21 protein-coding genes are annotated in these 22,534 nt (G+C 64.2%); 16 read left to right on the plus strand and 5 right to left on the minus strand.

The window, feature by feature from the left end; translation table 11 throughout:
* Window positions 1-3: 3 nt before the first annotated feature.
* The 3 genes from ligB to QO207_RS03180 all read right to left on the minus strand — a co-directional run bounded on the left by ligB (window position 4) and on the right by QO207_RS03180 (window position 4,155).
* Window positions 4-1,671 carry an NAD-dependent DNA ligase LigB gene (ligB, locus tag QO207_RS03170; RefSeq protein ID WP_301531138.1) on the minus strand — a complete coding sequence of 556 codons (1,668 nt, stop codon included), beginning with the start codon at window positions 1,669-1,671 and terminating at the stop codon, window positions 4-6.
* Between the two features lie 273 nt (window positions 1,672-1,944).
* The gene (gene metK / locus QO207_RS03175; RefSeq protein ID WP_301531139.1) at window positions 1,945-3,135 is read right to left on the minus strand and encodes a methionine adenosyltransferase; all 1,191 of its coding nucleotides are present in this window, start codon (window positions 3,133-3,135) and stop codon (window positions 1,945-1,947) included.
* An 18-nt stretch (window positions 3,136-3,153) separates the two neighbouring features.
* Window positions 3,154-4,155 (minus strand): metalloregulator ArsR/SmtB family transcription factor, encoded by a 1,002-nt coding sequence (locus QO207_RS03180; RefSeq protein WP_301531140.1) that lies wholly within the window; start codon window positions 4,153-4,155, stop codon window positions 3,154-3,156.
* A gap of 224 nt (window positions 4,156-4,379) precedes the next feature.
* Here QO207_RS03180 and tkt point away from each other — a divergent pair, with 224 nt between their 5' ends.
* From tkt to QO207_RS03225, 9 genes are all read left to right on the plus strand, one after another.
* On the plus strand, window positions 4,380-6,377 hold the full coding sequence (tkt, locus tag QO207_RS03185) for a transketolase (protein ID WP_301531141.1): 1,998 nt from the start codon (window positions 4,380-4,382) through the stop codon (window positions 6,375-6,377).
* A 91-nt stretch (window positions 6,378-6,468) separates the two neighbouring features.
* Window positions 6,469-7,515 carry an erythrose-4-phosphate dehydrogenase gene (epd, locus tag QO207_RS03190; protein ID WP_301531142.1) on the plus strand — a complete coding sequence of 349 codons (1,047 nt, stop codon included), beginning with the start codon at window positions 6,469-6,471 and terminating at the stop codon, window positions 7,513-7,515.
* Window positions 7,516-7,544: 29 nt separating this feature from the next.
* Window positions 7,545-8,708, plus strand: a complete 1,164-nt coding sequence (locus tag QO207_RS03195; RefSeq protein ID WP_301531143.1) for a phosphoglycerate kinase — start codon at window positions 7,545-7,547, stop codon at window positions 8,706-8,708.
* Between the two features lie 86 nt (window positions 8,709-8,794).
* On the plus strand, window positions 8,795-8,989 hold the full coding sequence (locus tag QO207_RS03200; RefSeq protein WP_301531144.1) for a hypothetical protein: 195 nt from the start codon (window positions 8,795-8,797) through the stop codon (window positions 8,987-8,989).
* A 141-nt stretch (window positions 8,990-9,130) separates the two neighbouring features.
* On the plus strand, window positions 9,131-9,466 hold the full coding sequence (locus QO207_RS03205) for an MliC family protein (protein ID WP_301531145.1): 336 nt from the start codon (window positions 9,131-9,133) through the stop codon (window positions 9,464-9,466).
* 120 nt (window positions 9,467-9,586) lie between these two features.
* Entirely contained in the window at window positions 9,587-10,651 is a 1,065-nt protein-coding gene (gene fba / locus QO207_RS03210) for a class II fructose-bisphosphate aldolase (protein WP_253448102.1), read from the plus strand.
* 94 nt (window positions 10,652-10,745) lie between these two features.
* Window positions 10,746-11,177: a hypothetical protein gene (locus QO207_RS03215; RefSeq protein WP_301531146.1), complete on the plus strand. Its 432-nt coding sequence runs from the start codon at window positions 10,746-10,748 to the stop codon at window positions 11,175-11,177.
* A 37-nt stretch (window positions 11,178-11,214) separates the two neighbouring features.
* Entirely contained in the window at window positions 11,215-11,985 is a 771-nt protein-coding gene (locus QO207_RS03220) for a class I SAM-dependent methyltransferase (protein WP_301531147.1), read from the plus strand.
* A 49-nt stretch (window positions 11,986-12,034) separates the two neighbouring features.
* The gene (locus QO207_RS03225) at window positions 12,035-12,529 is read left to right on the plus strand and encodes a M48 family metallopeptidase (RefSeq protein WP_301531148.1); all 495 of its coding nucleotides are present in this window, start codon (window positions 12,035-12,037) and stop codon (window positions 12,527-12,529) included.
* Here QO207_RS03225 and QO207_RS03230 read toward each other — a convergent pair.
* On the minus strand, window positions 12,526-12,990 hold the full coding sequence (locus QO207_RS03230; RefSeq protein WP_301531149.1) for a hypothetical protein: 465 nt from the start codon (window positions 12,988-12,990) through the stop codon (window positions 12,526-12,528). The genes QO207_RS03225 and QO207_RS03230 overlap by 4 nt on opposite strands.
* A 201-nt stretch (window positions 12,991-13,191) precedes the next feature.
* The gene (locus QO207_RS03235; protein WP_301531150.1) at window positions 13,192-15,633 is read right to left on the minus strand and encodes a penicillin-binding protein 1A; all 2,442 of its coding nucleotides are present in this window, start codon (window positions 15,631-15,633) and stop codon (window positions 13,192-13,194) included.
* Window positions 15,634-15,818: 185 nt separating this feature from the next.
* Between QO207_RS03235 and QO207_RS03240 the strand changes: the two genes are divergently transcribed.
* The 7 genes from QO207_RS03240 to aroB are packed head-to-tail and all read left to right on the plus strand — an operon-like array spanning window position 15,819 to window position 22,532.
* A complete protein-coding gene (locus QO207_RS03240) occupies window positions 15,819-16,883 on the plus strand; it encodes a pilus assembly protein PilM (RefSeq protein ID WP_301531151.1) in 1,065 nt (354 codons plus the stop codon).
* Window positions 16,883-17,479 (plus strand): type 4a pilus biogenesis protein PilN, encoded by a 597-nt coding sequence (gene pilN, locus QO207_RS03245; protein WP_301531152.1) that lies wholly within the window; start codon window positions 16,883-16,885, stop codon window positions 17,477-17,479. Before QO207_RS03240 ends, pilN begins: the two co-directional genes overlap by 1 nt.
* On the plus strand, window positions 17,476-18,126 hold the full coding sequence (gene pilO, locus QO207_RS03250) for a type 4a pilus biogenesis protein PilO (RefSeq protein WP_301531153.1): 651 nt from the start codon (window positions 17,476-17,478) through the stop codon (window positions 18,124-18,126). Before pilN ends, pilO begins: the two co-directional genes overlap by 4 nt.
* Window positions 18,123-18,647 carry a type 4a pilus biogenesis lipoprotein PilP gene (gene pilP, locus QO207_RS03255; protein WP_301531154.1) on the plus strand — a complete coding sequence of 175 codons (525 nt, stop codon included), beginning with the start codon at window positions 18,123-18,125 and terminating at the stop codon, window positions 18,645-18,647. The genes pilO and pilP overlap by 4 nt, the downstream gene beginning before the upstream one ends.
* Before the next feature lie 53 nt (window positions 18,648-18,700).
* Complete coding sequence (pilQ, locus tag QO207_RS03260) at window positions 18,701-20,848, plus strand: type IV pilus secretin PilQ (protein WP_301531155.1); 2,148 nt, start codon at window positions 18,701-18,703, stop codon at window positions 20,846-20,848.
* An 8-nt stretch (window positions 20,849-20,856) separates the two neighbouring features.
* Window positions 20,857-21,375 carry a shikimate kinase AroK gene (gene aroK, locus QO207_RS03265; protein WP_301531156.1) on the plus strand — a complete coding sequence of 173 codons (519 nt, stop codon included), beginning with the start codon at window positions 20,857-20,859 and terminating at the stop codon, window positions 21,373-21,375.
* Window positions 21,376-21,425: 50 nt separating this feature from the next.
* The gene (gene aroB, locus QO207_RS03270; protein ID WP_301531157.1) at window positions 21,426-22,532 is read left to right on the plus strand and encodes a 3-dehydroquinate synthase; all 1,107 of its coding nucleotides are present in this window, start codon (window positions 21,426-21,428) and stop codon (window positions 22,530-22,532) included.
* The last annotated feature ends 2 nt before the right edge of the window (window positions 22,533-22,534 follow it).

The raw sequence follows: 22,534 nt of genomic DNA on the forward strand, positions 1-22,534 counted from the left end.
CGTTCAGAAACCGGCAACGCCAAGGTCGTGCAGCTGCTCGCGCAGTTGCACGACTTCCGGGGCGTTGAAGAAGTCTTCCAACTGTTTCGCGCGCACCTTGCCGATGCCCGGCTGCTGCTGCCATTGCGCGGCGCTGCGAGTGGCCAGCGCTGACCAGTCATCGCCTGCCGGATGAGCGTCGGGCGAAGGCGCTCCGAGGGCGCGCAGCCAGAGGGCAAATGGGCGCTGGCGAGCGAACTGGAATTGCTGGTGCAGTGCAGACGCGCTGCGCTCAGCCAGTCCGGGCACCTGGCTCAACTGCTCCGGTGTCAGCGTCATCCAGTCGAGCATTCCTCGCAGCAGGTCGGCTTCGTGCAGGCGGCGCCAGGTTCCCGGTCCGACGCCGGCGAGCCCCAACCCACTTTTCCCAGCCAGCCACTCCAGGCGGGCGAGGAACTGTTCCTCGCAGCCCACTGAGGGTTGCCAGCAGGAGAGGGCGTTGTACTGCCCGTCTTCCGGTGCAGCTATTTCGACACGGGTTGGCGAGCGCCAGATCACACCATCCAGACGCGGAATGGTCAGCCCGGCCAGGGCAATGGCGACTTGGTCTCCGGGGCGCACGTCGAGGCTGCGCCAGCGCTTGAGCGAGCCGGCGCCGACGCGCTGGATGGTCCGCCCATCCAGCTCAACCGGTGCGAGGTGCAGCACCGGCGTTACCCGCCCGCTGCGGCCGACCTTGAACTCCACGCGACGGACTTCGGCTAGCGCCTGTTGATGTGGGTATTTCCAGGCGACTGCCCAGCCGGGTGTTTGCGCGCTCCAGGTCTTGCCCGGTGGCCGGCGGCCCTGACGGATGACGATGCCGTCACTGGCGAAGGGCAGTGGCTGGCGATACCAGTGTTCGCGCCAGGCCTCGATATCGCTCAGGCCTGTTACCGGCTCGGTCAGCTCGGCACTGTCGGTGAAACCCAGCTGGCGCAGGCGTGCCAGGCGCTCGGGCATCTCCAGCGGGCCGTCCGGCAGTTCCCAGACGAACAGGCCGATCTGCTCGGCCTCGTCGCCCGGCTCCTTGCGGGCCATCAGCCCGGCCACCTTGCCGCGTGCTCCGGCGCCGCCTTGCCGAGCTTGCACGTGCAGTGGCAGGCGCCAAAAGAGCTCGCCCTGCAGCACCAGGACACCGCGCTCGCCGGGCAGTTGCTTGGGAATTGTGGCAATCCGCTGGGCGTTGGCGGTCCAGTCTTGCCCGGCGCTGCCGTCGCCGCGGCTGATCGCCTGGAGGAAGCGGCCGTCACGGTAGAGCAGCGTGACCGCTACGCCGTCCACCTTGGGCTGCACCCAACGGTCGCTGCGGTTCGCCAGCCAGTCGCGCACCGCCGAGGCATCGGGAAGCTTGTCGAGGCCGGTGTGGGCGGCGGGGTGGCGAACGGTGCCGGTACTGCTGGCCAGTGGTGTTTCGGGGGTGGCGGGGAGCTGCGGGAAGCAGACCTGCCATTGTTTCAGGCGTTCACGGGCCTGGTCGTAGAGTTCGTCGGCAACCGGCGATTGGCCGTCGCGGTGGTAGGCGTCGTCCCACTGCTTGAGCTGGGCGCGGAGTGCCTCGATCTGCTTTGGCGCCTGCTCGGCTGGCCAGTCGGGGCAGGCTTGTGCGGCGGAGGCTAGACAGAGCAGCAGGGCGACGATCAAGCGTGGCATGGCGGACCTCCGCGCGGGGCAATGAGGCGCAGCCTAGAAGCGCGGTGCAGTGGTCGATGCCGAGGGTGGGGAGGGATGCTTCGCTGTGCTGTGTCGGACGCCGGCGGCAGGCTCGGGGAGCGTGTAGGAGCGAGCTTGCTCGCGAACCTCTCCACGCCGTCGTTCGGGCCATTCGCGAGCAAGAACTGGGCGTCCCCCTCGCTCCTACGAAAGGCTCGTGTCGCAGAAACGAAAAAGCCCCGCCAATGCGGGGCTTTTTCCTGCTACCGGGTCTTACAGGCCGGCGGCGTCACGCAGGGCGGCAGCCTTGTCGGTGCGCTCCCAGGTGAAGGCGGTGAAGGTGTCGTCACCGTAGGTCATTTCGAACGGGTTGCGACCGAAGTGGCCGTAGGCCGCGGTCTGCTGGTACATCGGGTGCAGCAGGTCGAGCATCTTGGTGATCGCGTACGGACGCAGGTCGAAGTGCTCGCGGACCAGCTGGATGATCTTGTCATCGCTGATCTTGCCGGTACCGAAGGTGTTGATCGAGATGGAGGTCGGCAGGGCCACGCCGATGGCGTAGGACACCTGGATCTCGCAGCGCTCGGCCAGGCCGGCGGCAACGATGTTCTTGGCCACGTAGCGGCCGGCGTAGGCGGCGGAACGGTCGACCTTGGATGGGTCCTTGCCGGAGAACGCGCCGCCGCCGTGACGGGCCATGCCGCCGTAGGAGTCGACGATGATCTTGCGGCCGGTCAGGCCGCAGTCGCCCACCGGGCCGCCGATCACGAAGTTGCCGGTCGGGTTGATGTGGAACTGGGTGTCCTTGTGCAGCAGCTCGGCCGGCAGGGCGTGCTTGATGATCAGCTCCATCACGCCTTCGCGCAGGTCGGCCAGCGACACTTCCGGGTTGTGCTGGGTGGACAGCACCACGGCGTCGATGCCGACCACCTTGCCGCCTTCATAGCGGCAGGTGACCTGGCTCTTGGCGTCCGGGCGCAGCCAGGTCAGCAGGTTGGACTTGCGTGCCTCGGCCTGGCGCTCGACCAGGGCGTGGGAGAAGCGGATCGGCGCCGGCATCAGCACGTCGGTTTCGTTGCTGGCGTAGCCGAACATCAGGCCCTGGTCGCCAGCGCCCTGGTCTTCCGGCTTGGCACGGTCGACGCCCTGGTTGATGTCCGGGGACTGCTTGCCGATGATGTTCATCACGCCGCAGGTGGCGCCGTCGAAGCCGACGTCGGAGCTGGTGTAGCCGATGTCGCAGATCACGTCACGGACGATCTGCTCCAGGTCGACCCAGGCGCTGGTGGTGACTTCGCCGGCAACGATGGCGACGCCAGTCTTGACCAGGGTTTCCACGGCCACGCGGGCGTGCTTGTCCTTGGCGATGATGGCGTCAAGCACCGCATCGGAGATCTGGTCCGCGATCTTGTCCGGATGGCCTTCGGAGACGGATTCGGAGGTGAAAACTGAGTATTCGCTCATCTAACGGTTCCTGTTCAATTACCGGTGGGTGAGGACGCTTCGCGAATCCGGCTTGGCGAAATGCCGTACCTGGATCTGAAAGCCATTACGTAAACCGATGTACACACTTTCGCCGGACGCGAGCCCGGCGGCGTCGGCCCAGAGGGCCAGGTCTTCCTGTTCGAACCCCAGCCAGAGATCACCGCAGGCCTCGCGGGCCCAGCTCTGGTCGTGGCTGCAGAGTTCGGTCACCAGCAGGCTGCCACCGGGTTTGACCAGGTGGGCCAGCTGCTTCACGGCCTCCGCCGGTGCGGCGAAGTGGTGCAGCACCATGTTCAGCACCACGCAGTCGGCCGCGTCGTCGACGTCCTGCAGGGCGTCGCCCAGCCGCAGCCGGACGTTGTTCAAGCCTTCGCTGGCGCAGCGCTGGCGAGCCATGTCGAGCATGGTCTGGCTGTTGTCCAGCGCGGTCACCTGAGCGAAACGCCGGGCCAGCTCGGGGAGGAATCCACCGTCGCCGGGGCCTACTTCCAACGCCGTGGCGCCGGGGGCGAAGCTCAGTGCATCGAGCAGCGCCAGCACGCTTTCGCGGTATTGCGGCAGTCCTGCGATCAGGTCCTGGGTCGCCTGGAACTTCTCCGCGCTGCGGGCAAAGAAGTCACGGCTGACGGCGGCACGCTGGGCGTGCACGCCATCGACGCGGGCGCTGACGTCAGCGGCCAGCGCCAGTTCGTCCACTTCTTCGAGCAGCGCACCGTGCAGCGTGCCACCCAGGCTTTCGCCCTGGGGCAGGGCGCGGCGATAGAAGATCGCGTTGCCTTCGCGGCGGGTGGCGACCAAGCCGGCCTGGGCCAGCACCTTGAGGTGGTGGCTCATGCCCGACTGACGCACGCCGAAGATATGCGCCAGTTCCAGCACGCCGAACGAATCGTTGGCCAGCACCCGCAGGACGTTCAGCCGCAGCGGATCGCCGCCGGCCTTGCACAGGGCAGCCAGCTGGTCGCAATCGTCGTGGCGGATTTCGGGCAGGCGCAGACTCATAGGTCGCGCAGTCTAGTCGCGGCTTTCGGGGGGGGCAATAGCTGTATCAAAAAGTTTTGATATTGGCGGATGAGCGGTTTTTGACCAGCCGGACCACTTCCGCGCGTGCCTTGCATCAGGCATCTGCCGATCTGTCATTGCCCCACAGGCCCCGGCTGGGCGAAAATAACGGCCTTTTTTCATTCCCTTCGATCTTTCGAAGCAGCCCCCGCAGGAGATTAGCGATGCCCAGCCGTCGTGAGCGAGCCAACGCCATCCGCGCACTGAGCATGGATGCCGTGCAGAAAGCCAACAGCGGCCATCCCGGCGCCCCCATGGGCATGGCGGATATCGCCGAAGTCCTCTGGCGCGACTTCCTCAAGCACAACCCGAGCAACCCGCAGTGGGCTGACCGTGACCGCTTCGTGCTGTCCAACGGCCACGGCTCGATGCTGATCTACTCGCTGCTGCACCTGACCGGCTACGACGTCACCGTCGATGACCTGAAGAACTTCCGTCAGATGCATTCGCGCACCCCGGGCCACCCGGAGTACGGCTACACAGCCGGCATCGAAACCACCACCGGTCCGCTGGGCCAGGGCATCGCCAACGCCGTGGGCATGGCGCTGGCCGAGAAGGTCCTCGCCGCGCAGTTCAACCGCGCCGGCCACAGCATCGTCGACCACTACACCTACGCCTTCCTGGGCGACGGCTGCATGATGGAGGGCATCTCCCATGAAGTCGCTTCGCTGGCCGGCACCCTGCGCCTGAACAAGCTGATCGCCTTCTACGACGACAACGGCATCTCCATCGATGGCGAAGTCCATGGCTGGTTCACCGACGACACTCCCAAGCGCTTCGAAGCCTACGGCTGGCAGGTGATCCGCAACGTCGACGGGCATGACGCCGACGAGATCAGGACCGCCATCGAGACCGCCCGCAAGAGCGACGTGCCGACCCTGATCTGCTGCAAGACCATCATCGGCTTCGGCTCGCCGAACAAGCAGGGCAAGGAAGAAAGCCACGGCGCCGCCCTGGGCGTCGACGAAGTGGCTGCCACCCGCGCCGCGCTGGGCTGGAACCACGCGCCGTTCGAAGTCCCGGCCGACATCTACGCCGAGTGGAGCGCCAAGGACACCGGCGCCACCCGTGAAGCCGAGTGGAACAAGCGCTTCGCCGCCTACCAGGCTGCGCACCCGGAACTCGCCGCCGAGTTCGAGCGTCGCGTTGCCGGTGAGCTGCCGGCCGACTTCGCCGAGAAGGCCGCTGCCTACGTCGCCGACGTCGCCGTCAAGGGCGAGACCATTGCCAGCCGCAAGGCCAGCCAGAACGCCCTGAACGCCTTCGGCCCGCTGCTGCCGGAACTGCTGGGCGGCTCCGCCGACCTCGCCGGTTCCAACCTGACCCTGTGGAAGGGCTGCAAGGGCGTGACCGCCGACGATGCCAACGGCAACTACATGTTCTACGGCGTACGCGAGTTCGGCATGAGCGCCATCATGAACGGCGTGGCCCTGCACGGCGGCTTCATTCCCTACGGCGCGACCTTCCTGATCTTCATGGAATACGCCCGCAACGCCGTGCGCATGTCCGCCCTGATGAAGCAGCGCGTGCTCTACGTGTTCACCCATGACTCCATCGGTCTGGGCGAAGACGGCCCGACCCACCAGCCGATCGAGCAACTGGCCAGCCTGCGCCTGACGCCGAACCTGGACGCCTGGCGCCCGGCTGACGCCGTGGAATCCGCGGTGGCCTGGAAGTACGCCATCGAGCGCGCCGACGGCCCGTCTGCGCTGATCTTCAGCCGCCAGAACCTGCCGCACCAGCCGCGCGACGCCGCCCAGCTGGCCGACGTGGCCCGTGGCGCCTATGTGCTGAAGGACTGCGACGGCGAGCCGGAACTGATCCTGATCGCCACTGGCTCCGAAGTCGGCCTGGCCGTCCAGGCGTTCGACAAGCTCAGCGCCGAAGGCCGCAAGGTGCGCGTGGTCTCCATGCCGTCCACCAGCGTCTTCGACCAGCAGGACGCCGGCTACAAGCAGGCCGTGCTGCCGGTTGAAGTGGCCTCGCGCATCGCCATCGAAGCCGCCCACGCCGACTACTGGTACAAGTACGTCGGCCTGGAAGGCCGCGTCATCGGCATGACCACCTTCGGTGAGTCGGCCCCGGCCCCGGCGCTGTTCGAGCACTTCGGCTTCACCGTCGAGAACGTGCTGGAAGTCGCTGCCGAGCTGCTCGAAGCCTGATCGAGGCTCTTGTAGGAGCGAGCTTGCTCGCGAACCGCTTCGCTCGGTTCACGGGCAGGCCCGCTCCTATGCAGAACACCAAGGGATAACAATGTCCAAGCGCCCTTACCGAGTTGCCCTCAACGGCTACGGCCGTATCGGCCGCTGCGTGTTCCGTGCCCTGCACGAACGCGGCGCCAAGGCTGATTTCTCCATCGTCGCGCTGAACGACCTGGCGGACCTGGCCAGCCTGGAATACCTGACCCGCTTCGACTCCACCCACGGCCGCTTCCCCGGCGAGGTGAGCGTGGCCGACGGCTGCCTGCATGTCGGCGGCGACTGCGTGAAGGTGTTCCGCGAAGCCGAACCCGAGGCCATCGACTGGCGCGCCCTGGACATCGACCTGGTGCTGGAATGCTCCGGCGTCTACAACACCCGCGCCGACGGCGAGCGCTTCCTTGGCGCCGGCGCGCCGCGGGTGCTGTTCTCGCAGCCGATGGCCAGCGAGTCGGACATCGACGCCACCGTGGTCTTCGGCATCAACCAGCAGGGCCTCTCCGGCGCCGAGACGCTGGTGTCCAACGCCTCCTGCACCACCAACTGCAGCGTGCCGCTGCTCAAGCTGCTGAACGAGGCGGTGGGTATCGAGTACGTCTCGATCACCACCATCCACTCGGCGATGAACGACCAGCCGGTGATCGACGCCTATCACCACGAAGACCTGCGCCGCACGCGCTCGGCCTTCCAGTCGGTGATCCCGGTGTCCACTGGTCTGGCGCGTGGCATCGAGCGCCTGCTGCCGGAACTCGCCGGACGAATCCAGGCCAAAGCCATTCGGGTGCCGACGGTGAACGTCTCGGCCCTGGACATCACCCTGCAGGTCTCCCGCGATACGTCCGCCGAGGAGATCAACCGCGTGCTGCGCCAGGCCGCCACCGAAGGCCCGCTGAAGGGCCTGCTGGCGTACACCGAGCTGCCCCACGCCAGCTGCGATTTCAACCATGACCCGCACTCGGCCATCGTCGATGGCAGCCAGACCCGCGTTTCCGGCCCCCGGCTGGTGAACGTGCTGGCCTGGTTCGACAACGAGTGGGGGTTCGCCAACCGCATGCTCGACACCGCAGGGCATTTCCTGCGGGTCGCCGCTACCGAACGTTAATCAAAACAGCCCCAACAGGACTGACTGTCATGACCGTGTTGAAGATGACCGACCTCGACCTCCAAGGTAAGCGCGTGCTGATCCGCGAAGACCTCAACGTTCCGGTGAAGGACGGTGTGGTCAAGAGCGACGCGCGCATCCTGGCCTCGCTGCCGACCATCAAGCTGGCCCTGGAGAAGGGCGCGGCGGTGATGGTCTGCTCGCACCTGGGCCGCCCGACCGAAGGCGAGTTCTCCGAGGAGAACAGCCTGCAGCCGGTCGCCGACTACCTGTCCAAGGCCCTCGGCCGCGCCGTGCCGCTGGTCAAGGACTACCTGGGCGGCGTCGAAGTGAAGCCGGGTGAAGTCGTGCTGTTCGAGAACGTGCGCTTCAACAAGGGCGAGAAGAAGAACGCCGACGAACTGGCCCAGCAATACGCCGCCCTGTGCGACGTGTTCGTCATGGACGCCTTCGGCACCGCCCACCGCGCCGAGGGCTCGACCCACGGCGTGGCCAAATTCGCCAAGGTTGCAGCGGCCGGCCCGCTGCTGGCTGCCGAACTGGAAGCCCTGGGCAAGGCCCTCGGTAACCCGGCACGCCCGATGGCGGCCATCGTCGCCGGCTCCAAGGTCTCGACCAAGCTCGACGTGCTCAACAGCCTGGCGCTGATCTGCGACCAGCTGATCGTCGGCGGCGGCATCGCCAACACCTTCCTCGCTGCGGCGGGCTACAAGGTCGGCAAGTCGCTGTACGAGGCCGACCTGGTCGATACCGCCAAGGCCATCGCCGCCAAGGTCAGCGTGCCGCTGCCGGTGGACGTGGTGGTTGCCAAGGAGTTCGCCGAGACTGCCGTCGCCACCGTCAAGGACATCGCTGACGTGGCCGACGACGACATGATCCTGGACATCGGTCCGAAGACCGCTGCCCAGTTTGCCGAGCTGCTGAAGACCTCCAAGACCATCCTGTGGAACGGTCCGGTCGGCGTGTTCGAGTTCGACCAGTTCGGCGAAGGCACCAAGACCCTGGCCAAGGCCATCGCCGAAGGCTCCGCCTTCAGCATCGCCGGCGGTGGCGACACCCTGGCGGCGATCGACAAGTACGGCATCGGCGAGCAGATCTCCTACATTTCCACCGGTGGTGGCGCCTTCCTCGAGTTCGTCGAGGGCAAGGTCCTGCCGGCCGTGGAAGTGCTGGAGCAGCGCGCCAAGGCCTGATCCGCGCGGCAGGCGGGCGACAGTAAAGCAAACCTCTGCGGCATCCCCGGGTCACAGACCTTGTAAGGATGCCAAGGAGAACGGTCATGCGAGCTGTCACCCCTCTGCTGTCGTTTTGCCTCGTACTGATGGGTTGCACCGGCAGCGGTGGTTCCCCCAGTACCTGTGAAGTGATGAGCCCGCCGGCGGTCATGGTCCCCTCGGACCAGAACCGCGAGCGGGTGGAAAGCCAGAGCAGCGGCGATCCGACGCCCGACCAGAAACCGGTGAACTGCCCCTGAGGCAGCGCCCGGCGGTCGGGATCACGATCTGACACTGCCGCCGGCGCCCGAGCGCAGGCGGCACTGGCGTTCCGGCGGCGGGACGGGCAATCTGGCGCATTGGATATCCGGCGGCGCGTCCGCCCGAAGGAGAATCGCCCGATGCTGCGTTATCTCGTCCCGGCCCTGGCGCTCGCGCTGGTGGCGGGCTGTTCCAGCCAGTCGAGCGGCGGCAAGTCCGCGGCGGCGGACGGCTGGGTCCACTGGGTCTGCGACAGCAAGGCCGAGGTGCGCTGGCGTTATGTCGATCCCAGCAAGTCGGTGGTCGACCTGAAGCTGGGCGAAGACGACGTCGTGCACCACCTGGAAGAGGAACCCGGCGGCTCCGGCGCTTTCTATAGCGACGGGCTGGTCGGCTTGAGCATCAAAGGCGACCAGGGCCTGGTCTACTGGGTCGAGAGCAACGACCTGATCGGCCGTGGTTGCAAGGCGCCCTGAGCGCCGACTGTCCGGCCCGTGCCGGAAGACTTGAACACGGCCTGCCCCTGCGGCAGGCTTCCAAACATGTAGTTAAGGGGCTCGTGTAACCGAGCCTGACTTCTGGGAGAAGCGAAGACCATGGCACTCATCAGCATGCGCCAAATGCTGGACCACGCCGCCGAGTTCGGCTACGGCGTTCCGGCTTTCAACGTCAACAACCTCGAGCAGATGCGCGCCATCATGGAAGCGGCCGACAAGACCGATTCCCCGGTGATCGTGCAGGCCTCCGCTGGTGCCCGCAAATACGCCGGCGCGCCCTTCCTGCGCCACCTGATCCTCGCGGCCATCGAAGAATTCCCGCACATCCCGGTGTGCATGCACCAGGACCACGGCACCAGCCCTGACGTCTGCCAGCGTTCCATCCAGCTGGGCTTCTCCTCGGTCATGATGGACGGCTCGCTGAAGGAAGACGGCAAGACCCCGGCCGACTACGACTACAACGTACGCGTTACCCAACAGACCGTTGCCTTCGCCCACGCCTGCGGCGTCTCCGTGGAAGGTGAACTGGGCTGCCTGGGCTCCCTGGAAACCGGCATGGCTGGCGAGGAAGACGGCGTTGGCGCGGAAGGCGTGCTGGATCACAGCCAACTGCTGACCGACCCGGAAGAGGCCGCGGACTTCGTCAAGAAGACCCAGGTCGACGCCCTGGCCATCGCCATCGGCACCAGCCACGGCGCCTACAAGTTCACCAAGCCGCCGACCGGTGACGTGCTCTCCATCGAGCGCATCAAGGAAATCCACAAGCGCATCCCCAACACCCACCTGGTGATGCACGGCTCCTCCTCGGTGCCGCAAGAGTGGCTGAAGGTGATCAACGAGTTCGGCGGCGACATCAAGGAAACCTACGGCGTGCCGGTCGAGGAAATCGTCGAAGGCATCAAGCACGGCGTGCGCAAGGTCAACATCGACACCGACCTGCGCCTGGCCTCCACCGGTGCCATCCGCCGCATGATGGCCGAGCAGCCGAGCGAGTTCGACCCGCGCAAGTTCTTCGCCAAGACCATCGTCGCCATGCGTGATATCTGCATCGCCCGCTATGAAGCCTTCGGCACCGCCGGCCATGCCTCGAAGATCAAGCCGATCTCCCTGGAAGGCATGTTCCAGCGTTACGCCAAGGGTGAGCTGGTGTCGAAGGTCAACTGATCCCGAGCCCTCTCCTGCTCTGTTACTGAAGAGTGCAGAGTTGAAGAGCCCCGCCCTGCGGGGCTCTTTCGTATCTGCCAGAAGGAAATCGCCGATGCTGCGTGCCTTGCTTTCCGTCCTGCTGCTGACGCTGCTTGCCGGCTGTTCGTTGCGCCCGTCCCAGCCTGCGGCGCCGTCGCCGAAGCCGCCGGTGGACCTGCCAGTGGACTCGCAGAACTGTCTGACCCACGAAGAGTGCACGCTGAAGACCTCGCGCACCCTGCTGTTCGTCTTCGATTACGCCGAGGCCGGTGCCGCCCTGGTGGAGAACGAGAACCGCGTGCTCAGCACGCCGGAAAAGGCGCCGAAGAAGGGCTGGCCGGCGATCCGTATCCAGCTGGCCGACCCGGATGGTGGCCGCTTCGAGTTCTCCAGCGAATGCCGGCAGAAGCGCTGCCGTATAAAGGAAGCGCGGCTGCTCAGCTGCTACCGTAGCTATCTGGATGGAAAGACAACTCTCGACGGCAAGGCCTGCCGGTTCCGCTGAGCACTGGTGCTCGGGCCGGACGGGCTCTGGAGGCACGATGACGGATGTACACGGCAGTGCGCAGGAAGGTTTCTCCCGCGAGGCCAAGGCCTACGCCCATGGGCGCCCGGATTATCCGGACGAGCTGCTGGGCTGGCTCGGCGAAGAGCTTGATGTCGGGGCTGGCAAGGAGGTCGTCGACCTCGGCGCGGGCACCGGGAAGTTCACCTCCCTGCTGCTGCGGACTGGCGCGCAGGTGACTGCCATCGAGCCGGTAGCGGCGATGCGCGAGCAGTTGAGCGAGAAGCTCCCGGCGGTGAAAGTCCTGCAGGGCACGGCCCAGGCGATGCCGCTGGTGGCGGAGAGTATCGACGCGCTGACCTGCGCCCAGGCGTTCCACTGGTTTGCCAACGAGCCGGCGCTGGAGGAAATCCATCGTGTCCTGCGTCCGGGCGGTCATCTCGGGCTGGTCTGGAACGTGCGCGATGAGCGCGTCGACTGGGTCGCCCAGGTCACGCGTATTCTCGAACGCTACGAAGGCAGCACGCCGCGCTTCCACACCGGTCAGTGGCGCCGTGCCTTTGCCGGCTCGCGCTTCGCGGACCTGCGCCTGCGCGAGTTCAGCTACCAGCACGTCGGCCCGCCGGAGCAGGTGATTGTCGCGCGTACCCTGTCGGTGAGCTTTATCGCGGCGCTGCCCGAGGAGCAGAAGCAGCGCGTCGCCGAGCAACTGCACGAGCTGATCGCCACGCACCCGGCGCTGAAGGGGCGCAGCGAAATTGCCTTCCCCTATCGCACTGAGGCCTACAGCACCCGCGCTCTGGCCTGAGCAGGGAATGCGTTAGACTGGCGGCTGTTTCTTCCGCCAGTCGTTCCCCATGCAGCCGCTTCGCTATCTCCAGGCCTATCCGCCGCAACTCCAGGACCAGGTTCGCCAGCTCATCGAGCAGGATCGCCTCGGCGACTACCTGGAGCGTCGCTATCCCGCCCGCCACGATGTACAGAGCGACAAGGCGCTGTACAGCTACGCCATGGACCTGAAGCAGCAGTACATGCGCACTGCGCCAGCGGTGGACAAGGTGCTCTACGACAACAAGCTGGACGTGGTGCAGCGCGCGCTGGGCCTGAATACGGCGATTTCCCGCGTGCAGGGCGGCAAGCTCAAGGCGAAGAAGGAAATCCGCGTGGCCTCGCTGTTCAAGGAAGCGGCACCGGAGTTCCTGCAGATGATCGTCGTCCACGAGCTGGCGCACCTGAAGGAGCGCGACCACAGCAAGGCCTTCTACCAGCTCTGCGAGCACATGCTGCCCGGCTATCACCAGCTGGAGTTCGACCTGCGCGTCTACCTGACGTGGCGCGACCTGCCGCGCTAGTACAGGCGCGCCAGGTAGACCATCCCTAGCCCCCAAGGCAGTAGCAGCGCATAGCCCAGGTAACGCAGCGCCTTGCGCCAGGCGTTGTCTCGCCTGCCGATCCACGCTATCGCCGCCAGAACCACCGTATAGACCGCCAAGCTGACCAGCAGCAGTTGGTATTGCTCCGGCGTGGGTGATGCCTGGGTGAGTGGGGCGCGAACGAGATGCCAGGTGCAGAGCGCCAAGGCAGGCGCCAGCAGTGCTAGGGCAGCAACTGTCCGGCCGCTCAGGCGCAGCAGGAAGGCGATCAGCAGGGTAAACAGGCCAGCGCTGCCGAGCAGGGCGGAGAACAGCTGGGCGACCAGGATAACGTCGGCGTATTGATCCAGCGAGCGAGGTTCGGCCAGCAGGAGTAGAAGCGAAGAACCGAGTAGCACGGCGAGCAGGCAGAACGACCCGCTCAGCAGGGAGCGCAGCATGGAGAGGCTCCGGAGAAGTTGCCGCGGGAAACCCCTGACGCGCCGGATGGGGTCGGTCGTCCGGGGTGCTTCACCGCCGCAAACGTGAGATTAATCAAGGATTTGGCTAAATGCCACGATTTTATTCTGAACCTTTTGCCAAGCGGCTTGTATTGCCCGGTCCGGTCGCTGGAAAAAAGCCCCTCTACGAGGGGCTTTTCATCAGAACAGATCGATCGGCGCTTCTTCGTCCGCCGGCATGCCGCTGCCAGGGGAGCTGCCAGGCGCCAGTTCGTTCATCGACGGCGGTGTGTCTTCGTTCTTGAACAGCTCGAAGTACGCGCCCGGCGTGCCTGGAGCGGCCGCTCGACCGGTGACCGGATCGATACGCAGGCTGACCAGGCCGGGCGGCTCGGGCAGCAGGTGCGAAGGCTTGTCCTTGAGCGCAGCGCCCATGTAGCGCATCCAGATCGGCAGGGCGACGTTGCCACCGTACTCGGCGCGGCCGAGGCTTTCCGGCTGGTCGAAGCCGACCCAGACGGTGGTCATGTAGTCGGCGTTGAAGCCGGAGAACCAGGCGTCCTTGGACTCGTTGGTGGTGCCGGTCTTGCCCGCCAGGTCGTCGCGCTTGAGCGCCAGGGCACGGCGGCCGGTGCCGCGCTTGATCACGTCCTGCAGCATGCTGGTCATGATGTAGGCGGTGCGCGCATCGATGATGCGTTCGGCAGCGGCCGGCTCGATGGTGGTCTTCGCCTGGTTCGGGTCATCGTTGCCGAAGGCGTCGGTGCTGGCCGGCTGGGCTTGTGCCTGGGCGGCCGGATCGAGCTTCTCCTCGTTCTGCGGCACGCTGGGCGGATTGGCCTGGTACAGGGTCTGGCCATCACGGCTCTCGATGCGCTCGACGATGTAGGGCGAGACCTTGTAGCCGCCGTTGGCGAAGACGCTCCAGGCGCTGGCGATTTCCATCGGGGTCAGGGTCGCGGTGCCCAGGGCCATCGACAGGTTCGGTGGCAGGTCGTCCTTGTTCAGGCCGAAGCGGCTGATGCAGTTGCGCGCACGGTCGACGCCCAGGGCCTGGAGGATGCGGATCGAGACCATGTTGCGCGACTTGTACAGCGCCTCGCGCATGGGGATCGGGCCGAGGAAGGTGTTGGTGTCGTTCTTCGGACGCCAGACCTTGTCCAGGTATTCGTCGTAGAACACCACCGGGGCATCGTTGATCAGCGAGGCGGCGGTGAAGCCGTTGTCCAGCGCACAGCTGTAGATGAACGGCTTGAAGCTGGAGCCGGGCTGGCGGCGGGCCTGGGTGGCGCGGTTGTAGTTGCTCTGCTCGAAGGAGAAGCCGCCCACCAGCGCCATGATCGCGCCGTTCTGCGGGTTGAGCGACACGAGGGCGCTCTGCGCCGCGGGCACCTGGGTCAGGCGCAACGAACCGTCATCCTTGCGCTTCACGCGAATTACGTCGCCGGCCTGGACCACGTCGCTGGGCTGGCCGGGCATGCGGCCCATGCTGTTGTTGCTCAGGTAGGGGCGGGCCCACTTCATGCCATCCCAGGGCAGGGCTTCTTCCTTGCCGTCGCGGGTCATGACCATGGCGCCGCTCTTCTCGACCTGGGTCACGATGGCCGGCTCCAGGCCGCCCAGCGGACGCTGCTGGGCAATCGCCTGACGCCAGGCGTCGCGAGTTTTGCCCGGCAGTCGGGTTTCCGGGCCGCGGTAGCCGTGGCGCTGGTCGTAGTCCTGCAGGCCTTCGCGCAGGGCGGTGTTGGCGTCGTCCTGCAGGTCGCTGCGAACGGTGGTGTAGACGCGATAGCCTTCGGTGTAGGCATCGCCACCGAAGCGGCCGACCAGCTCAGCGCGGGCCATCTCGGCGATGTAGGGGGCGGTCAGTTCCGGGGTCTGGACGTGGTACGACGCACCCACCGGTTCCTTGACCGCCTCTTCGTAGCGCGGCTGGTCGATGAAGCCGAGCTTGAGCATGCGCTCCAGAATCCAGTTGCGCCGCTCCAGGCTGCGCGCCGGGTTGGCCAGCGGGTTGTAGCGCGAGGGCGCCTTGGGCAGGCCGGCGATCATCGCCATCTGCGCCAGGCTGACGTCCTTGATCGACTTGCCGTAGTACACCTGCGCTGCCGCCTCGACACCGTAGGCGCGGTTGCCCAGGTAGATCTTGTTGACGTACAGCTCGAGGATCTCGTCCTTGGTGAGCGTGCGCTCGATCTGCAGGGCGAGCAGTATCTCGTTGATCTTGCGGGAGAAACTACGCTCGTTGGTGAGGAAGTAGTTCTTCGCCACCTGCATGGTTATGGTGCTGCCACCGGTCTGGATGTGCCCGGTCTTCAATAATTGCGCGGCAGCACGCATCAGGCTTTTCACGTCCACGCCATAATGATTGGCGAAATTGTCATCTTCGGCCGATAACAGTGCATGGACGAAATCCGGGGGGATTTCGGCAAAGCGAATCGGTGTTCGGCGCATCTCGCCAAACTCTGCTATCAATTTGTTATCAGCACTGTACACGCGCAACGGCATCTGCAACCGCACGTTGCGCAAGGCATCCACGGAAGGAAGGTTGGGGCTGAGGTACAGATAGGCGCCGCTGAAACTGAGCAGCAATCCACAAATAATGGTGACGCAGGTCCACCACAGAAACTTCAGCAGGCGCATCGGAAGGTCTTGGATTTCCAGAGAAAAGAAAGAGTTAAGCGGATGGCGCGGTAAAAAGGGAAAAGCTGATCACATTATAAGCAGTTTTTTTGCTGGCGAGCCATTTGCGAAGCTGTCAAGTCTGGTATCTAATGTGGAAAAACATAAATCGTCCGTAAGTCTCGGATGCTGATAGGAAATCAGTCGTGCTAGGGCTCTTCAATAAGAAAGCGAACACGCTGCTGGGGATAGACATCAGTTCGACTTCGGTCAAACTTCTCGAATTGAGCCGCTCTGGAGGCCGCTACAAGGTAGAGGCCTACGCTGTCGAGCCGCTCCCGCCCAATGCAGTGGTAGAAAAGAACATCGCTGAGCTTGAGGGCGTCGGCCAGGCGTTGTCACGCGTGGTCGCCAAGGCGCGGACCCCCGTGAAAACGGCTGCGGTCGCAGTTGCCGGCTCGGCGGTCATCACTAAAACCATCGAGATGGACGGTGGACTTTCCGACGACGAGCTGGAAAATCAGCTCAAGATCGAAGCCGACCAGTACATCCCCTATCCCCTCGAAGAGGTCGCGATCGACTTCGAGGTGCAGGGTGCATCCGCACGCAACGCGGAGCGAGTCGATGTTCTGCTTGCCGCCTGCCGGAAGGAGAACGTCGAGGTTCGCGAAGCAGCGCTGGCGCTTGCCGGTCTGACGGCCAAGGTCGTCGACGTCGAGGCCTACGCGCTGGAGCGAGCCTTCAGTCTGCTCGGGCAGCAGTTGGGCGGCAATGCCGACGAGCTCACAGTTGCGGTGGTCGATATCGGCGCCACCATGACTACCCTGAGCGTCCTGCACCACGGCCGCACCATCTATACGCGGGAACAGCTGTTCGGCGGGCGCCAGCTCACCGAGGAGATCCAGCGTCGCTATGGCCTGTCGGTCGAGGAGGCTGGTCTTGCGAAGAAGCAGGGCGGCCTTCCGGATGACTACGACAGCGAAGTGCTGCAGCCGTTCAAGGATGCCGTGGTCCAGCAGGTGTCCCGTTCGCTGCAGTTCTTCTTCGCGGCCGGCCAGTTCAACGACGTGGACTACATCCTGCTCGCGGGCGGTACTGCCTCCATCCCCGACCTGGATCGCCTGATCCAGCAGAAGATCGGTACTCCGACCCTGGTCGCGAACCCCTTCGCCGACATGGTGCTGAGCGGAAAGGTCAATGCCGGCGCGCTGGCCAGTGATGCCCCTGCGCTGATGATTGCCTGCGGTCTGGCGATGAGGAGTTTCGACTGATGGCACGCATCAACCTATTGCCATGGCGGGAGCAGCTGCGCGAGGAGCGCAAGCAGCGCTTCCTGGTGACCCTCGGGGCGGTACTGCTGGCTTCGGGTGCGTTGGTTTTCCTCGGGGACCAGTACTTCAACTCGTCCATCGAGAACCAGAACGCGCGCAATGATTTCCTGCGCAAGGAAATCTCCGTGCTGGACACGCGTATCAAGGAAATCAGCGAGCTGAAGACCCGTCGTCAGCAGTTGCTGGAGCGGATGAAGATCATCCAGGACCTGCAGGGCAACCGTCCGATCATTGGCCGGGTGTTCGATCAGCTGGTTCGTACCTTGCCCGATGGCGTCTACTTCACCGGGTTGAAGATGAACGGCAATCTGATTTCCATCGCAGGTGCGGCGGAATCGAACAACCGTGTTTCCAACCTGATGCGCAACCTGGACGCCTCCGAATGGCTGGCCTCGCCGAACCTGACCGAGGTCAAGGCGATTACCCAGGGAGCCCTGGATCAGGCCAACGTCTTCCAGCTCACCGTTCGCCAGGTTCAGCCGGATGAGGACAAGCAGGACGACAAGAAGAACGCAGCGCAAGGAGCCAAGAAATGAGTCTGGCCAGTTCGCTGGAAAGCTTGCGCAAGATCGACGTCAACGATCTTGATCTGAACAACATTGGCTCCTGGCCGGCAGCGGTCAAGGTGATCGCCTGCGTACTGCTGATGATCATCGTGCTGGCGCTGGGGTACAACTTCCACCTCAAGGATCTGGAAGCGCAACTAGACCAGCAGCGTCAGGAAGAAGTGACGCTGAAGGAGCAGTTTGCGACCAAGGCCTTCCAGGCTGCGAACCTGGATGCCTACAAGGCCCAGATGAAAGAGATGGAGGAATCCTTCGGTGCCCTGCTGCGGCAGTTGCCCAGTGACACCGAAGTGCCGGGCCTGCTGGAAGACATTACCCGCACCGGTCTGGGAAGCGGTCTGGAGTTTGAGGAAATCAAACTGCTGCCGGAAGTGGCCCAACAGTTCTACATCGAACTGCCAATCCAGATCAGCGTGGTGGGTGGTTACCACGACCTGGCGACATTCGTCAGCAGTGTTTCGAGCCTGCCGCGCATCGTGACTCTGCATGATTTCGAGATCAAACCGGCAACCGACGGCAGCACTTCCAAGCTGCGCATGAGCATCCTGGCCAAGACCTACCGCTACAACGACACGGGCGTGAAGGTCGGTGGCGCTGCAGCAGGAGGCGCGAAATGAAAGCGCGTCTGATAGCTGGGTGCTTCGTGGTTCTGGCGTTGCATGGTTGTGGCTCGGGCAGCGACTTTGCCGACCTGCAGTCCTACATGGACGAGGTGCGGGCTCGCCCGAAAGGTTCCATCGAGCCGCTACCCAAGTTCCAGCCGTACGAGCCGTTCACCTATAGTGCCGCTGCGTTGCGCAGTCCATTCCAGCCGCCGGTGAAGATCGACCTGGCGGTGAAGCAGAAGGGCAATCGCGTCGTCAAGCCGGACGACACGCGGGTCAAGCAATTCCTCGAGGGGTTCAACATCGAAACCTTCGAAATGGTCGGTACCTTGTCCAACGAGCAGGGTACGTTTGCGCTGGTGCGCGGTGCAGGAGGGGTGCATCGGGTGCGAGTGGGCGACTATCTGGGGCGCAACGACGGCAAGATCGTTGCGATCAGCGAAGGCAAGGTCGACGTGGTCGAAATCGTTCCTGATGGTGAGGGTGGCTGGCTCGAGCGTCCGCGCAGCCTGACTCTCAAGGAACGCTCCTAAGGGCGGGGATGAACATGCATAACAAACAGCAGTCTGCACGACGGATTCAGACGATGAACAGAACACTTTCCCGCCTGAGCATTTCCCTGCTCGCGGCAGTCTTTGCCCCGGCCTTGCTGGCGGCCAATCTCCAGAGTGTCGATGTGGCGGCACTTCCGGGGGATCGCGTCGAGCTGAAGCTGGGCTTCGACGAGCCGGTGGCCGCTCCGCGCGGCTATACCATCGAGCAGCCGGCGCGTATCGCGCTGGATCTGCCCGGGGTGCAGAACAAGCTTGGCAGCAAGAACCGTGAACTGGGCGTCGGTAATGCGCGCAGCCTGACGGTGGTCGAGGCCAAGGACCGCACCCGCCTGATCGTCAATCTGACGAGCCTGGTGCCTTACAGCACGCGCTCTGACGGCAACAATCTGTATGTCGTGGTAGGTGGGGCGGCTGCAACTGCTTCCTCCTACGCCTCTGCGGCGCCGTCCTCGGCTTCGGCGGCTCGCCCGGCTGCACCCAAGCCTTACATCCCGGCTGGCAAGGCCATTCGCAACGTCGATTTCCAGCGTGGCGAGCAAGGCGAAGGCAACGTCGTGATTGATCTGTCCGACCCGACCGTCGCTCCGGATATCCAGGAGCAGGGCGGCAAGATCCGTCTCGACTTCCCGCGTACCCAACTGCCGGACAACCTGCGCGTGCGCCTGGACGTCAAGGACTTCGCCACGCCGGTGCAATTCGTCAACGCTTCGGCCACTGGCGACAAGGCCAGCATCGTCATCGAGCCGACCGGCCTCTACGATTATCTGGTCTACCAGACCGATAACCGCATGACCGTCAGTATCAAGCCGCTGACCCAGGACGATGCCGAGAAGCGCAAGAAGGACAATTTCGCCTACACCGGCGAGAAGCTGTCGCTGAACTTCCAGGACATCGATGTGCGCTCGGTGCTGCAGCTGATTGCTGACTTCACCGACCTGAACCTGGTGGCTTCGGATACCGTGCAGGGCAATATCACCCTGCGTCTGCAGAACGTGCCGTGGGATCAGGCGCTGGATCTGGTGCTCAAGACCAAGGGCCTGGACAAGCGCAAGGTCGGTAACGTGCTGCTGGTCGCACCGGCTGACGAGATCGCCGCGCGTGAGCGTCAGGAGCTGGAAGCACAAAAGCAGATTGCCGAGCTGGCACCGCTGCGTCGTGAGCTGATCCAGGTGAACTACGCCAAGGCCTCGGATATCGCCAAACTCTTCAACTCCGTCACCGGTGCTGCCGGTGCTGCCGGTGCCCCGGCTGGGGCGGTTGGGGCTGATACCCGCGGTTCAATCACGGTCGATGACCGCACCAACAGCATCATTGCCTACCAGACCCAGGAACGTCTCGACGAGCTGCGCCGCATCGTTTCTCAGCTGGATATTCCTGTTCGCCAGGTGATGATCGAGGCGCGTATCGTTGAAGCCTCGGTTGACTACAGCAAGAGTCTCGGTGTGCGTTGGGGTGGTGCCTTCACCTTCGGTAACTGGGCCAGCTGGGGTAAGGACGGGAATATTGGCACCGGTGGTTCCAACGGGACCAGCTGTGGTCCGTTTGGTGGCGGTGGATGTACGCTGCCGACTACCAGTAGCTCGCCAACCCCGTCGGTCGATCTGGGCGCAACCAATGCTACCTCCGGCATCGGCATCGGCTTCGTCTCCAACAACGCCATCCTCGACCTGCAGCTCTCCGCCATGGAGAAAGGCGGTAACGGCGAAGTGGTCTCCCAGCCGAAGGTAGTTACCTCCGACAAGGAAACCGCGAAGATCCTCAAGGGCTCGGAGATTCCTTACCAGGAAGCCAGCTCCAGCGGCGCGACCTCGGTGTCCTTCAAGGAAGCTGCGCTGTCCCTGGAAGTGACCCCGCAGATCACTCCGGATAACCGCATCATCATGGAAGTGAAGGTCAACAAGGACGAGCCGGACTACGCCAACGCCCTGAACGGCGTACCGCCGATCAAGAAGAACGAGGTGAACGCCAAGGTGCTGGTCAACGATGGCGAGACCATCGTGATCGGTGGCGTGTTCTCCAACACCCAGACCAAGGCGACCGACAAGGTTCCCTTCCTGGGTGACGTTCCGGTCCTGGGCCGACTGTTCCGTCGTGATTCGGTAACCGACAGCAAGAACGAACTGCTGGTTTTCCTTACCCCGCGGATCATGAATAATCAGGCCATTGCAATCGGCCGTTGATCAATGTCGTGTCCAATTTGATTCTGGTAGGCCCGATGGGAGCTGGTAAAAGCACCATCGGGCGTCTTCTCGCCAAAGAGCTTCACCTCGTTTTCAAGGATTCGGATAAGGAAATCGAGCAGCGCTGCGGAGCCAACATCCCCTGGATATTCGATGTCGAGGGTGAAGCTGGCTTCCGTGAACGTGAGCAGTCGATGCTAGCCGAGCTGTGCGCCGAAGGCGGCATGGTCATCGCCACCGGCGGTGGCGCGGTCATGCGTGACGCCAATCGGCTGATCCTCAAGGGCGGTGGCAAAGTCATCTACCTGCATGCCTCGGTGGAGCAGCAGATTTCCCGCACGGCACGCGACAAGAATCGTCCGTTGCTGCAGAGGCCGAATCCGGACCAGATACTTCGCGATCTCATGCAGATGCGCGATCCGCTTTATCGCGAGATCGCCGACGTGATCATCGAAACCGACGAGCGGCCGCCGCGCCTGGTGGTTCTGGAGATTCTGGAGCGCCTGCACAAGCTGGAGCGCCATTAACGGCGCTGCAATCTGCGGTATCCTAGTCCCCTTTCTTGCCTGGGGGTTTCATGCGCACACTCAACGTCGATCTGGCCGATCGCAGCTACCCGATCTACATCGGTGAAGGGCTGCTGGACGATCCGCGCTACTTCGAGCCGCACATCCGTGGCCGTCAGGTAGCCATCGTCACCAACGAAACGATCGCGCCGCTGTACCTGGATCGACTGCAGAAGACCCTGGCCGGCTACAAGGTCACCACGGTCGTGCTCCCCGATGGCGAAGCCTACAAGCAGTGGGAAACCCTGCAGCTGATCTTCGATGGCCTGCTGACTGCGCGCCACGACCGCAAGACCACCCTGATCGCCCTCGGCGGCGGCGTCATCGGTGACATGACCGGTTTTGCCGCGGCCTGCTACCAGCGCGGTGTCGACTTCATCCAGGTGCCGACGACCCTGTTGTCTCAGGTGGACTCCTCGGTCGGTGGCAAGACCGGCATCAACCATCCGCTGGGCAAGAACATGGTTGGGGCCTTCTACCAGCCCCAGGCCGTGGTCATCGATACCGCGACCCTGAAGACCCTGCCGTCGCGCGAGCTGTCCGCCGGCCTGGCCGAGGTGATCAAGTACGGTTTCATCTGCGACGAGCCTTTCCTGACCTGGCTGGAAGCGCACATGGCTGACCTGCTGGCGCTGGAAACCACTGCGCTGACCGAAGCGATCGAGCGCTCCTGCGCCGCCAAGGCCCGCGTGGTCGGTGCCGACGAGAAGGAAACCGGCGTCCGCGCCACCCTCAACCTCGGCCACACCTTCGGCCACGCCATCGAAACCCACATGGGTTACGGCGTCTGGCTGCACGGCGAAGCAGTGGGTGCGGGAACCGTGATGGCACTTGAGATGTCGCATCGGCTGGGATGGCTGACAAAGGCCGAACTCGACCGCAGCATCCGCCTGCTCGCCGCGGCGAAGCTGCCGGTGGTGCCGCCGCAGGAAATGAACGCCGAGCATTTTCTCGAGCACATGGCTGTCGACAAGAAAGTGCTCGATGGCCGTTTGCGTCTGGTATTGCTCCAAGGGCTGGGGGGCGCGGTCGTCACCGCCGAATTCCCCCGTGAGATTCTGGAAGAAACACTGCGCGCTGACTACCAGGCACTGGTCGGTCAGGCAGGAGAACACTGAGG

Origin of the sequence: Pseudomonas sp. CAN1, assembly GCF_030462585.1 — a bacterium.
In the GTDB taxonomy this organism is placed as follows: Bacteria; Pseudomonadota; Gammaproteobacteria; order Pseudomonadales; family Pseudomonadaceae; genus Pseudomonas.